Genomic DNA, 13869 nt, shown 5'->3' on the forward strand with positions numbered 1-13869 from the left:
TACCTGTTCAGTCATGAACGGCCTCTTCGGTTTTCTTGGTTTTGAACATATCCAGCGCCAGCATCACCGCACCCACGCTAATGGCGCTGTCGGCGAAGTTGAATGCCGGGAAGTACCAGCGGTTCTGCCAGTGCACCAGAATGAAATCGATCACATGGCCCAGGGCTATGCGGTCATACAGATTGCCCAGCGCCCCGCCCAGCACCAGCGCCAAAGCGATGGCCAGCCAGGTTTCGTTGCGGCCCAGACGCTTGAGCCAGACCACCAGCACCGCGCTGACCACAATGGCGATCAGGGCGAACAACCAGCGCTGCCAGCCGGAGCTGTCAGCCAGGAAGCTGAAAGCAGCGCCGGTGTTGTAGGCCAGAGTCCAGCTGAAGTAATCCGGAATGATCACGATCTGCTGGAACATTTCGAGCTTGCCTTCGAAGTAGAACTTGCTGGCCTGGTCGATGACCAGAACCAGCACGCTCAACCAAAGCCAGCTCAACCGTCCGAAACGGCCAATGGCATTAGGCATAGTGACGAACCTCGCCAGCGCCGCTGATGTTGTCGACGCAACGACCGCAGATTTCCGGATGCTCCGGGTTCACGCCGACGTCTTCACGGCAGTGCCAGCAACGGGCGCACTTCGGGAAGGCCGATTTGACGATCTTCAGCTTCAGGCCGCTGACTTCAGTGGATACCGCGTCGGCCGGAGCCTGTACGAATGGCGCTACGCTGGCGGTCGACGTGATCAAGACAAAGCGAAGTTCGTTGCTCAGCTTGGCCAGATCGGCGCTCAGGGCGTCTTCGGCGTACAGCGTCACTTCGGCTTGCAGGTTGCCACCGACGGCTTTGGCCGCGCGCTGGATTTCCATCTCTTTGTTGACCGCGACTTTGACCGCCATGACGCGCTCCCAGTACTCGCGGCCCAGTTCAACGTCGGCCGGCAATTCGGTCAGGCCTTCGTACCAGGTATTGAGCATGACCGATTCGTTACGCTCGCCCGGCAGGTATTCCCACAGTTCGTCGGCGGTGAAGGCGAGGATCGGCGCGATCCAGCGCACCAGCGCTTCAGAGATGTGGAACAGCGCGGTTTGCGCCGAACGGCGGGCCTTGCTGTTGGCGCCAGTGGTGTACTGACGGTCCTTGATGATGTCGAGGTAGAAACCGCCCAACTCCTGCACGCAGAAGTTGTGGATCTTCGAGTAGACGTTCCAGAAACGGTATTCGCCGTAGTGCTCTTGCAGCTCGCGTTGCAGCAGCAGGGTACGGTCGACCGCCCAACGATCCAGCGCGAGCATTTCTTCCGCCGGCAGGATGTCGGTGGCCGGGTTGAAACCGCTCAGGTTCGAGAGCAGGAAGCGCGCGGTGTTACGGATACGACGATAAGCGTCCGCACTGCGTTGCAGGATCTGGTCGGAAACCGCCATCTCGCCGGAGTAGTCGGTCGACGCGACCCACAGACGCATGATGTCGGCGCCCAGGGTGTCGTTGACTTTCTGCGGCGCGATCACGTTGCCCAGCGACTTGGACATCTTGCGGCCGGCTTCGTCGACGGTGAAACCGTGCGTCAGCAGTTCGCGGTACGGCGCGTGGTTGTCGATGGCGCAACCGGTCAGCAACGACGAGTGGAACCAGCCACGGTGTTGGTCGGAACCTTCCAGGTACAGGTCGGCACGCGGGCCGGTCTCGTGACCCATCGGGTGCGAACCGCGCAGGACGTGCCAGTGCGTGGTGCCCGAATCGAACCAGACGTCGAGGGTGTCGCTGATCTTGTCGTACAGCGGCGCTTCGTCGCCGAGCAACTCGGCAGCGTCCATCTTGAACCAGGCTTCGATGCCTTCGACTTCAACGCGCTTGGCGACTTCTTCCATCAGCTCGACGGTGCGTGGGTGCAGTTCACCGCTTTCCTTGTTGAGGAAGAACGGGATCGGCACGCCCCAGTTGCGCTGACGCGAGATGCACCAGTCCGGACGGTTGGCGATCATCGAGTGCAGACGCGCCTGGCCCCAGGCCGGAACGAACTTGGTGTCTTCGATGGCTTTGAGCGAACGCACACGCAGGGTGTCGCCGCTGACCGGCTCTTTGTCCATGCCGATGAACCACTGCGCCGTGGCGCGGTAGATCAACGGGGTCTTGTGGCGCCAGCAGTGCATGTAGCTGTGTTCGATGACGGTGGTGTGCATCAGCGCACCGACTTCGGTCAGCTTGTCGACGATGGCCGGGTTGGCCTTCCAGATGAACTGACCGCCAAAGAATTCCAGCGACGGCACGTAAACACCGTTGCTCTGCACCGGATTGAGGATGTCGTCGTTGACCATGCCGTATTTCTTGCAGGTCACGAAGTCGTCTACGCCGTAGGCCGGAGCGGAGTGAACCACGCCTGTGCCAGCACCCAGCTCGACGTAGTCAGCCAGGTACACCGGCGACAGACGGTCATAGAACGGGTGGCGGAAGTTGATCAGCTCCAGCTCTTTACCGGTGGTGGTCGCGATGACCGAGCCTTCTACGCCATAGCGCGCCAGGCACGCTTCGACCAGCTCTTCAGCCAGCACCAGCAGTTTGTCGCCGATGTCGACCAGGGCGTAGTTGAATTCCGGGTGAACGTTCAGCGCCTGGTTGGCCGGGATGGTCCACGGGGTGGTGGTCCAGATCACGATCGAAGCAGGTTTGCCCAGCGACGGCAGGCCGAACGCGGCAGCCAGTTTGGCTTCGTCAGCGATTGGGAACGCTACGTCGATGGTCGAGGACTTCTTGTTCTCGTACTCGACTTCCGCTTCGGCCAGGGCCGAACCGCAATCGAAGCACCAGTTCACTGGCTTGAGGCCCTTGAACACGAAACCGCCCTTGACGATTTCCGCGAGGGCGCGGATTTCACCGGCCTCGTTCTTGAAATCCATGGTCTTGTACGGGTTGGCCCAGTCGCCCAGCACGCCGAGACGGATGAATTCGGACTTCTGCCCTTCGATCTGCTCGGTGGCGTAGGCACGGCACAGCTCACGGGTCTTGTCCGCGCCGAGGTTCTTGCCGTGGGTCACTTCAACCTTGTGTTCGATCGGCAGACCGTGGCAATCCCAACCCGGAACATATGGCGCGTCGAAGCCCGACAGGGTCTTCGAGCGGATGATCATGTCCTTGAGAATCTTGTTCAGTGCGTGACCGATGTGGATCGTGCCGTTGGCATACGGAGGGCCGTCATGCAGAACGAACTTCGGACGATCCTTGCCAATCTCGCGCAACTTTCCGTACAGGCCAATACTGTCCCAGCGCTGCAGAATCTGCGGTTCGCGCTGTGGCAGGCCGGCCTTCATTGGGAAGGCGGTGTCCGGAAGGTTAAGCGTGGCTTTATAGTCGGTCATTTAAGGCTCTTCATTAGCGATGGGCGCTAGGTGCGGCTAGTGCACGGGCGGTGGCGACATCCGCATTGATCGCCGTTTTCAATGCCTCCAGGGAGGCGAAGCGCTGCTCTTCACGCAGCTTTTGGTGGAAAACCACCGTCAAACGCCGGTCATACAGATCGCCGGCAAAATCTAAAAGATGGACCTCAAGGTGGGCCTTGCCATCACCTTGTACCGTGGGCCGCACGCCGATATTGGCGACGCCGGGCCAAGTCTTGCCGTCGATGTCGACCTCCACCAGATACACCCCGGTGAACGGCACGCGACGACGCTTGAGTTGAATATTGGCAGTGGGCGTACCCAGTTGCCGGGCCAGTTTCTGGCCGTGCAGCACGCGACCGGCGATCCGGTACGGGCGACCGAGCAAACGTTCGGCCAGCGCAAAATCGGCGGCGGCCAACGCGTTGCGCACCTGCGTGCTGCTGACACGAATGCCATCCAGCTCGACGGTTTGCGCGGCTTCGACGGTAAACCCGTGAATCTGCCCGGCCTGCATCAGAAAATCGAAATCACCGAGGCGGTCGCAGCCGAAGCGGAAATCGTCACCGACCTCCAGATGCTGCACGCCGAGGCCATCCACGAGGATGGTGTCAACGAATTCACTGGCGCTGAGCTTGCTCAGGCGCTGGTTGAACGCCAGGCACAAGACCCGGTCAACGCCTTCGGCGGCCAGCAGTTGCAGCTTGTCGCGCAACCGGGCCAGACGCGCCGGCGCGGTCTCGGGAGCAAAGAATTCCCGTGGCTGCGGCTCGAAAATCACCACGCAGCTGGGTACGCCCAACTCAAGCGCACGCTCACGCAGTCGGGCCAGGATAGCCTGGTGACCACGGTGAACACCGTCAAAGTTGCCAATAGTGGCGACGCAGCCCCGATGCTGGGGGCGCAAGTTGTGGAGGCCTCGAACCAGCTGCATAACGCGCTTCTTGCTCATAAAGTGGTCGATTATAACCACACCCGACGGTCGACGACAGGCAACACCGTAACGCAAAGTGATCGAGCCGACAAAACTGCCGGCCCGCGCCTGTTTATAAAGGGTAAAACCCTCAGCTCAAGGCCTTGCGATTGAAGTCGCGCAGGCGGAAACCCAGCAGTAGCAACATACCGAAATAAGCGACCACGCCCGCCGCGACCAATGCACCCAGACGCAGGAAGCGCTCAAGCATATGACCCTGATCCCACGCCGGCATGAAATGCATGCCGACCAGCAAGACCACCGACATCACCGCCACCGCCACGACCAGTTTGAATCCGAATTTGGCCCAACCCGGCTGAGGCTGATACATCTGCTGCTTGCGCAGTTGATAGAACAGCAATCCCGCGTTAATACAGGCACCGGCACTGATCGCCAAGGCGAGCCCAGCGTGAGCCAACGGGCCAATCAGCACCAGGTTGAACAGTTGAGTGACGACCAGGGTGAAGATTGCGATTTTCACCGGGGTACGGATGTTCTGTTGCGCATAGAAGCCCGGCGCGAGCACTTTGATCACGATTATCCCGAGCAAACCGACAGAATAGGCAATCAGCGCACGCTGAGTCATTTCAGCATCGAAGCCACTGAACTGGCCGTACTGGAACAGCGAAACGGTCAGCGGCTCGGCGAGAATCCCCAGCGCCAGCGAGCATGGCAGCACCAACACAAAGCACAGGCGCAGGCCCCAATCGAGAATTCGCGAATATTCGTGACGATCCTTGCTGGCGTAGGTTTTCGCCAGTGTCGGCAGCAGAATGGTGCCCAGCGCCACACCCAATACGCCGGACGGCAACTCCATCAAACGGTCGGCGTAATACATCCACGACACCGAGCCTGCGACCAGAAACGAAGCGAAGATGGTGTTGATGATCAGCGAAATCTGACTGACCGAGACGCCGAGAATTGCCGGCAGCATCTGCTTCATTACTCGCCAGACGCCGGTGTCACGCAGGTTCAGGCGCGGCAGCACCAGCATGCCGATCTTTTTCAGGTGCGGCAGTTGATAGAGCAGTTGCGCCAGACCACCAACCAGTACCGCCCAGCCCAGCGCCATGACCGGCGGATCGAAGTACGGCGTGAGGAACAGCGAAAACACGATCATGCTGACGTTGAGCAGGGTCGGCACGAAGGCCGGCACCGAGAAACGGTTCCAGGTATTGAGGATTGCTCCAGCCAGCGATGACAGGGAGATCAGCAATATATAGGGGAAGGTCACCCGCAGCAGATCAGAGGTGAGCTGGAATTTTTCCGGCGTGTCGGTAAACCCCGGGGCCGTGGCCCAGATCACCCAGGGTGCGGCGATCATGCCCAGCGCGGTCACCACGGCCAGCACCAGCGTCAGCAAGCCCGATACATAAGCAATGAAAGTGCGCGTTGCCTCTTCGCCCTGCTGACTTTTGTATTCGGCAAGAATCGGCACAAAAGCTTGCGAGAAAGCCCCTTCAGCAAAGATTCGCCGCAGTAGATTGGGCAGTTTGAAGGCGATAAAGAAGGCGTCTGTCGCCATTCCGGCGCCGAATGTGCGGGCGATAAGCGTGTCACGAACAAAACCCAGAACCCGGGAAAGCATCGTGATAGAGCTGACGGCGGCCAACGATTTGAGCAGATTCATTGAGGGAATTTGTGCCTGTCGATAAACAGCAGGCGAATTAAGCGCCTACTTATGCGATACTCCGCGCCGCAGCAGCACAGAGCCAAAGCTCGCGAGTTTACAGGTCAAGCGCCGGAAATAAATATCCCGCCTCTTTATACCTACCACTTAGCGGAACGTTTCAAGTGCCCTTGACAAGACTTCTCTTCATCGGCATGATTCGCGGCCTATTTTGTTTGCTATTTCCTAAAAAGTCTTTCGAGGAGCTCGACGGTGGCCAACTCACCTTCCGCCAAAAAACGTGCAAAACAGGCTGAGAAGCGTCGCAGCCACAACGCCAGCCTGCGTTCCATGGTTCGCACCTACATCAAGAATGTAGTTAAAGCCATCGACGCAAAAGACGCTGAAAAAGCTCAAGCTGCATACGTTCTGGCTGTGCCAGTTATCGACCGTATGGCCGATAAAGGCATCATCCACAAGAACAAGGCTGCTCGTCATAAGAGCCGTCTGAATGGCCACGTCAAAGCACTGAAAGAAGCTGCTTAATCGACGTAGTCATTAAAAAACCGACCTCAGGGTCGGTTTTTTATTGCCTGCGATTTGATGAGATCGATAAAAGATCCGCAGCACGGGTACGCACCCCAACAGGGATACGCACCGAACACAGCAGGCTTACTCACCAAAATTGAACACGACCGGTTTCGGCGGAGGGCAGCCTTCCGGCGGCGGGAAGTTCTGCACACCCGACTCATCGTAGCCGGTGTAGCAGCCGATCAATTTGCCATCCTTGAAGTTGAACCGACGCTCAACCATCCCGGTCGAGTAATGGCAGACCATTTCACCGTCACGCTTGGCGTAGGAATAGTCCTTGTACTCACGCCCCTCAACGGTGATCAGACGATAGCCCTGCATCGGCTCGGAACACTTCAATTGTCCATTGGGGTAGTAGTCGTTGTGCATCACGCGATCATCCGCCTGCAATAACACTTCCTCGATCTTTCGCCCTTCGTAAGACTCGTGCCGCAAACTCTGCCTGACCCCGAACAGATAATCCGCCTCGTAGTAGGCGACGCCATCGCTGCGAAAGTTACGCTGCAGGCCGCACGGCTGGATGCGCGTGTATTTTCCATCCACCACATGGCAGTAATTTTTGTCTTCGACCAACACACCTGATTCGTTGAAGCCCTGAAGATGACCCATGGGCTCGTCTTTCTCGTAGATCGCCACCCTGTCCGGCCGGCCATTGGCGTGAAAAGTGAGGAACGGCCCCTCTTTATTGCCATAGAGCCAGGAAATATCAGACCGCAGCACCGCGCCATCATCGGAATAGGTCAGCGCACGCCCCTTGATTTGCCCCACCGCGTAGGTCGCAGAATAGGTCAGCTTGCCGTTCGCAGCATAGGTTTCCCTCAAACCCTCAAGCGCGTTCGCCTTGTAGTGCTCAAGCAGTCGCAACACACCCGCGCTGTCGACTTCGCGCAGCTCTCCATCCTTTTTATCCGCGACGAATGACAAGGTTTGAATGTGACCGCCACCCATCTGCAGAGTCCAGGCACCCTCCTTGGCCCCTGATACATAATTACCCTCGCCTTCATCACTGACCCAATGCCCGTGCTTCCGACCGCTCAGGTATTCACCGCGCCAGACAATCTTACTTCCCCGCAGCCGCTCAGTCGGACCATCAAGCACCCCGCGTTTGTACGTATCGAAACCCGACAGCTCTTCATCTTCATCAAAGGAGCTGACCGTCCAGCGACCTTCCGACAACCCATCGACGAACATCCCTTCGGAAGCGCTGTGACGATCATTGATGACCCAGGCGCCTTGCCTCAAACCATTCGCGTAAGCCCCCGACGACTGGGAAACCGACTCATCGTACTCGACCCAGTTGCCGGTTTTCTTGCCTTGAACCATCAAGCCTCGCTCAAGCACACGATCACCCCACAACTGCACGAACAGTCCATCCTCCGAGCCCTTAAAGCGCTTAGGGTCGAACTCCCAGGTAATTCGCGTTACGCGAAAACCGGGCGCCAACTCTCCCTCCTCCATCGGCGTGCGCTCATAGGTCAGCGTCAACCAGCGGCCTTCGCGCTGCTGAAAGGTTTTCTTGTAAGCGGCATACACGCCATCTTCTGACGGCTCGCCCCCTTCCGATGCCGCAACGCCGTCAGCACTGAACTGCCCCACGAGCGTACCCGCTGCGGGATCCAGAGCATCGAACTCGGGAATGTCAGTTTTCGCTATTTCATAACCATAATCGTAGGGCAGCAGCTTGTTCAGCTCGCGCACGACCAGCGCAGCATTGAGCTTCTTCTGATTGCTCGCGATACGATCCAGCACAGGCTGCAGCGAGCCCAACTTGCGATATCGGCCTGATCGCTCACTGTATCGATAACCGTGGAGCGCATAGCGCCCACCCGCCCTGGACAAGACGATCAACGTCTGAATATCGCTATCAAGACTGGCGTAGAACACCGACTCGATGCTCGCATCGGCAAAGTTGTCGAGCACCTGCGGCACAGCATCCGGCGCCTCACACATGCACGCATAACCCACAACACCCGACGACTCGCGGACAAACGCTAGCGTCGCACCACTTTCCTGAGACTGAATCACCGGGTGCGCCAGCGACTTGCCGGCATAGAACGGTTCAGCGTGCACAGGCATGGAAAGCGAACAACACACCATCAACGACAATAAAAACGAACGCATACGAATCCCTTCGCGCCTGAAGCACATTAATTCAACACAGAGAAACAAAAAGGCGAGCCGAACGGCTCGCCCATCAACGTTCAAAACCGCTATCGCCAGCAGGCTCGCCAGCGAATTGGTTTTGCGCTGTTATTGCTGGACCGGAACCCAAGGCAGAATCGGGATCGCCGTCACCGCATTCTGCGGGCTGCCTTCAATCACGCGATCGCTATAGACCAGATACACTAGGGTGTTGCGCTTCTTGTCGAGGAAACGTACGACCTGCATGGTCTTGAACACCAGCGATGTGCGCTCCTTGAACACCTCGTCGCCATCCTTCAGTTCGCCCTTGAACTTGATCGGGCCAACCTGCCGACAGGCGATGGAGGCTTCAGCACGATCTTCGGCCAGACCCAAACCACCTTTCACTCCACCCGTCTTGGCGCGCGACAGATAGCAGGTCACGCCCTCGACCTTCGGGTCATCAAACGCCTCGACCACGATCCGGTCATTTGGCCCGACAAGCTTGAACACTGTCGACACTTGACCGATTTCCTCGGCCGAGGCCAGCAATGGCAGCGCCATCAACAAACCCAACAATCCTTTTGCTACGCGCATCGAGTTTTCCTTAAACCAGAATCAGATTGTCACGGTGAACCAGCTCAGGCTCAGCCATGTAACCCAGCAAACCGACAATCGCTTCCGACGACTGACCGATGATTTTTTGTGCTTCCAGCGCGCTGTAGTTGGCCAGGCCCCGGGCGATCTCACGACCATCCGGCGCCACGCAAACCACCATCTCGCCACGACGGAAACTGCCCTGCACCAGCTTCACACCCACCGGCAGCAAGCTCTTGTTACCTTGAGACAGCGCCGACACCGCACCATCGTCCAGCACCAGCGTGCCGCGCGTTTGCAGATGCCCGGCCAGCCATTGCTTGCGCGCCGCGAGCATGCCGCGCTCAGGCGACAGCAGCGTGCCGATACGCTCACCCGCCTTCAGGCGATCGAGCACACGCTCAAGACGCCCGCCGACGATGATGGTGTGCGCACCGGAGCGCGCCGCCAGACGCGCCGCGCGCAGCTTGGTCTGCATGCCGCCACGCCCCAGCGCACCGCCTGTGCCGCCCGCCACCGCATCCAGACTCGGATCATCGGCACGCGCTTCGTAAATCAGTTGCGCATCCGGATTGTTGCGCGGATCAGCGTCGAACATGCCGTCGCGATCGGTAAGGATCACCAACAGATCAGCCTCAACCAGGTTGGCCACCAACGCGGCTAGCGTGTCGTTGTCACCGAAACGGATTTCGTCAGTGACCACGGTGTCGTTTTCGTTGATCACCGGGATGACTTTAAGCTCGACCAACGCGCGCAAGGTGCTGCGGGCATTGAGGTAGCGCTTGCGATCGGACAGGTCGTCGTGAGTCAGGAGAATCTGCGCCGTGTGGCGGCCATGCTCGGCGAAGCTTGATTCCCACGCCTGCACCAACCCCATCTGGCCAATCGCTGCAGCCGCCTGAAGCTCGTGCATCGCACTGGGTCGTGCGGTCCAGCCCAAGCGGCTCATGCCCGCCGCCACCGCCCCGGAGGACACCAGCACCAACTCGACGCCAGCCTCATGCAAGGCCACCATCTGTTCGACCCAGACACTCATTGCCGCGCGATCCAGCCCTTTGCCATCAGCTGTCAGCAAAGCGCTGCCGATCTTCACGACCCAACGCTGCGCACCTGTCACCTTGCTCCGCATCATCTTCAACCTTAGCTTGAGGACAGCGCGACCTGGCACTGCCCGTGACGTTAATCGTGGCTATTGCTGACCTACGATCGATTTCCAGATACTAAAACGCCGCTCGATTGAGCGGCGTTCAAGTTTATCGCAACGGATCAGTCACGCACGTAAATGATTTCCGGACCGTCTTCGTCATCCACATCTTCTTCGTCCCAATCATCGTCGCCGATGTCATGGACCGACTTCACGCCGCTACGACGCAGGGCACGCTTGTCATCCAGCGCCTGCAATTGCGCGCGGGCTTCGTCTTCGATGCGCTGATCGAGATCGGCCAGCTCTTCTTTGTAAGCCGGGTCATTGGCCAGACGATCAGCACGATCTTCCATGTAGCGCATGATGTCGTGGCACAGACGCTCGGTACCGATCTTGGCGATGGCCGAGATCACGTAGACCGGACCGGTCCACTCCAGGCGATCAACGATTTCCTTGACGCGCTCTTCGTGCTCTTCTTCAAGGATCTGGTCGCACTTGTTCAGCACCAGCCAGCGATCACGCTCAGCCAGGGACGGGCTGAACTTGATCAGTTCGTTGACGATCACTTCCGCGGCATCCGGTGCACTGGTGTCATCCAGCGGCGCCATGTCGACGAGGTGCAGCAACAGACGCGTACGCGCCAAGTGCTTGAGGAAGCGGATACCCAGGCCGGCACCGTCGGAAGCACCTTCGATCAGACCCGGAATGTCGGCAACAACGAAGCTCTTCCAGCGATCGACACTGACCACACCGAGGTTTGGCACCAGCGTGGTGAACGGGTAGTCGGCAACTTTCGGCTTGGCGGCCGAGACCGAACGGATGAAGGTACTTTTACCGGCGTTCGGCAAGCCCAGCAGACCCACGTCAGCCAGTACTTTCATTTCCAGTTTCAGGTCACGCTGCTCACCCGGCTTACCCGGTGTGGTCTGGCGTGGCGCACGGTTGGTACTGGATTTGAAACGGGTGTTACCCAGACCGTGCCAACCGCCCTGCACGACCATCAACTTCTGACCGGCTTTGGTCAGGTCGCCGATGACTTCCTGAGTCGCCGAGTCGATCACGGTCGTGCCGACCGGAACGCGCAGGATCAGGTCTTCACCTTTCTTGCCGGTGCAGTCGGTGCTGCCGCCGTTGGAGCCACGCTCGGCATCGAAGTGCCGGGTGTAACGGTAGTCCACCAGGGTGTTGAGGTTTTCGTCAGCCATCATGTAGATGGAACCGCCGTCACCGCCATCACCGCCGTTCGGGCCACCGTTCTCGATGAATTTTTCCCGACGGAAACTCATGGCACCGTTGCCGCCATCACCAGCTTTTACGCGAATCGATACTTCATCAACAAACTTCATAACCAACGCCTCTCGCCATACGGACGAGCCGAAAAACAATCAAGACATAAGACTCTTGCAAAAATGAGCGCAGCGACCCCAAAACACGACCTGCATCGCACGCCGACAGCCCATACAAACAGTTTTGCAAGAGACTCACCCCACAAACGAAAAAGCCCCGTCGCAAGACAGGGCTCTTCCAGCGATTGCGCAATTAAGCTGCGACAACGCTCACGTAACGGCGGTTGAACGCGCCTTTTACTTCAAACTTGATCACGCCTTCGATTTTAGCGAAGAGGGTGTGATCTTTACCCATGCCAACACCGTAACCGGCGTGGAATTGGGTGCCGCGCTGACGCACGATGATGTTGCCCGGAATGATTTTCTGGCCGCCATACATCTTGACGCCAAGGCGTTTGGCTTCTGAGTCGCGACCGTTACGGGTACTACCACCAGCTTTTTTGTGTGCCATGAGTTCAATTCTCCTAGTGAGGAATTAGGCTGAAATTAAGCCTGAATACCGGTGATTTTGATCTCGGTGTACCACTGGCGGTGGCCCATACGCTTCATGTGGTGCTTACGACGACGGAACTTGATGATGCGGACTTTATCGTGACGACCTTGGGAGATCACTTCAGCCACAACAGTAGCGCCAGCAACAACTGGAGCGCCGATGTTTACGTCGTCGCCATTGGCAACCAACAGAACGCGATCAAAGGTAACGGATTCGCCGGTAGCGATTTCCAGTTTTTCGATCTTCAGGTATTCACCTGGGGCGACTTTGTACTGCTTGCCGCCAGTAACGATTACTGCATAAGACATGGTATTTCTCCGATAATCCTGCTCACCCAGCTCTTTATAAGAAGAGGTATTGGCTGGCATGGCTGCATGGGGCTGGAAGGCCCGCTTGCAATTGCGTAAGGCAGGTGCTGCCCAGGAAGTTCAGGGTGCGCGATTGTACGCAAGGCGCAGCAGGCTTGCAAGTAGCCGTCCATCGCGCCTTGACAGGTCTGGATGGGGGTCCTAGCATGCCGCGCAACCCTTCTGGAGCGACTCTCGCTGATGCAACCCCAAGCTTTCTACCGCGCGGTGGCGGACGATTTTAGCGCCGTCGACGGCATCATCAAGAAGCAGCTGACTTCCCGAGTACCGCTGGTATCGAAAATCGGCGATTACATCACCTCGGCCGGCGGCAAGCGTCTGCGTCCTTTATTAGTGTTGCTGTGTGGCAAAGCCCTGGGTCGCGAAGGCGACGACATGCGCCTTTTGGCCGCCACCATCGAATTCCTGCACACCGCGACTTTGCTGCATGACGACGTCGTCGACATGTCCGGCATGCGCCGTGGCCGCTCGACCGCCAACGCCATGTGGGGCAACGCGCCGAGCGTGCTGGTCGGCGATTTCCTGTATTCGCGCTCCTTCGAAATGATGGTCGAACTAGGCTCGATGCCGGTGATGAAGATCCTGTCCCAGGCCACGCGCATCATCGCTGAAGGCGAAGTGTTGCAACTGTCCAAGGTTCGCGATGCCAGCACCACCGAAGAAACCTACATGGAAGTCATCCGCGGCAAAACCGCGATGCTCTTCGAGGCTTCGACCCACAGCGCCGCCGCACTGGCCGGCGCCACTGCCGAGCAGAGCGAAGCCCTGCGTACTTTCGGTGATCACCTGGGCGTGGCGTTCCAACTGGTCGACGATCTGCTCGACTATAAGGGCGACGCTGAAACCCTGGGCAAGAACGTCGGTGACGATCTGGCCGAAGGCAAGCCGACTCTGCCGCTGATCTACACCATGCGCGAAGGCACGCCTGAGCAGGCTGCACTGGTGCGCCAGGCGATCCAGAAAGGCGGGATCGAAGACCTGGAAAGCATCCGCATTGCTGTGGAAGCCTCCGGCTCGCTGGAGTACACCGCGCAACTGGCCCGTGATTACGTGGCCCGTGCAATCAAGTGCCTCGATGCACTGCCGGCCAGCGAATATCGCGATGCCCTGGTTGAACTGAGTGAGTTTGCGGTCGCCCGTACTCACTGATTCTGCCCTTTGTGGGAGCGAGCCTGCTCGCGAAGGCGTCAGGCCAGTCGGCATCAATGTTGACTGGCCTGGCGCCTTCGCGAGCAGGCTCGCTCCCACAGTTGTTTCTGCGCTAT

At 58.5% G+C, this 13869-nt stretch carries 12 protein-coding genes; 2 read left to right on the forward strand and 10 right to left on the reverse strand.

Features of this window, described 5'->3' with window-relative positions:
* Positions 1-7: 7 nt before the first annotated feature.
* The 4 genes from lspA to murJ form a co-directional block, all read right to left on the reverse strand.
* On the reverse strand, positions 8-520 hold the full coding sequence (lspA, locus tag JFT81_RS19425; RefSeq protein WP_201149004.1) for a signal peptidase II: 513 nt from the start codon (positions 518-520) through the stop codon (positions 8-10).
* Positions 513-3344 carry an isoleucine--tRNA ligase gene (ileS, locus tag JFT81_RS19430; protein WP_201228554.1) on the reverse strand — a complete coding sequence of 944 codons (2832 nt, stop codon included), beginning with the start codon at positions 3342-3344 and terminating at the stop codon, positions 513-515. The genes lspA and ileS overlap by 8 nt, the downstream gene beginning before the upstream one ends.
* A 13-nt stretch (positions 3345-3357) precedes the next feature.
* Positions 3358-4296, reverse strand: coding sequence for a bifunctional riboflavin kinase/FAD synthetase (ribF, locus tag JFT81_RS19435; RefSeq protein ID WP_201149005.1), 939 nt, complete (start codon positions 4294-4296; stop codon positions 3358-3360).
* A gap of 130 nt (positions 4297-4426) precedes the next feature.
* Entirely contained in the window at positions 4427-5965 is a 1539-nt protein-coding gene (gene murJ, locus JFT81_RS19440) for a murein biosynthesis integral membrane protein MurJ (protein WP_201228555.1), read from the reverse strand.
* A 252-nt stretch (positions 5966-6217) separates the two neighbouring features.
* Here murJ and rpsT point away from each other — a divergent pair, with 252 nt between their 5' ends.
* Positions 6218-6490, forward strand: a complete 273-nt coding sequence (gene rpsT / locus JFT81_RS19445) for a 30S ribosomal protein S20 (protein WP_003228351.1) — start codon at positions 6218-6220, stop codon at positions 6488-6490.
* Between the two features lie 126 nt (positions 6491-6616).
* Here rpsT and JFT81_RS19450 read toward each other — a convergent pair whose 3' ends face one another.
* From JFT81_RS19450 to rplU, 6 genes are all read right to left on the reverse strand, one after another.
* Entirely contained in the window at positions 6617-8656 is a 2040-nt protein-coding gene (locus tag JFT81_RS19450; protein ID WP_201228556.1) for a hypothetical protein, read from the reverse strand.
* 129 nt (positions 8657-8785) lie between these two features.
* Positions 8786-9253 (reverse strand): CreA family protein, encoded by a 468-nt coding sequence (locus tag JFT81_RS19455; RefSeq protein ID WP_201228557.1) that lies wholly within the window; start codon positions 9251-9253, stop codon positions 8786-8788.
* A gap of 10 nt (positions 9254-9263) precedes the next feature.
* Complete coding sequence (gene proB / locus JFT81_RS19460; RefSeq protein ID WP_201228558.1) at positions 9264-10382, reverse strand: glutamate 5-kinase; 1119 nt, start codon at positions 10380-10382, stop codon at positions 9264-9266.
* A gap of 137 nt (positions 10383-10519) precedes the next feature.
* Complete coding sequence (gene cgtA / locus JFT81_RS19465) at positions 10520-11743, reverse strand: Obg family GTPase CgtA (protein WP_103303602.1); 1224 nt, start codon at positions 11741-11743, stop codon at positions 10520-10522.
* A gap of 193 nt (positions 11744-11936) precedes the next feature.
* Positions 11937-12194 carry a 50S ribosomal protein L27 gene (gene rpmA / locus JFT81_RS19470; protein ID WP_003176049.1) on the reverse strand — a complete coding sequence of 86 codons (258 nt, stop codon included), beginning with the start codon at positions 12192-12194 and terminating at the stop codon, positions 11937-11939.
* Between the two features lie 35 nt (positions 12195-12229).
* Positions 12230-12544 carry a 50S ribosomal protein L21 gene (gene rplU, locus JFT81_RS19475; protein WP_003176051.1) on the reverse strand — a complete coding sequence of 105 codons (315 nt, stop codon included), beginning with the start codon at positions 12542-12544 and terminating at the stop codon, positions 12230-12232.
* A gap of 240 nt (positions 12545-12784) precedes the next feature.
* On the opposite strand from rplU, the gene JFT81_RS19480 reads away from it, so the two are divergent.
* The gene (locus tag JFT81_RS19480; protein WP_007950962.1) at positions 12785-13753 is read left to right on the forward strand and encodes a polyprenyl synthetase family protein; all 969 of its coding nucleotides are present in this window, start codon (positions 12785-12787) and stop codon (positions 13751-13753) included.
* Positions 13754-13869 lie beyond the last annotated feature (116 nt).

This window comes from Pseudomonas sp. TH43, from assembly GCF_016650635.1.
GTDB lineage: Bacteria > Pseudomonadota > Gammaproteobacteria > Pseudomonadales > Pseudomonadaceae > Aquipseudomonas.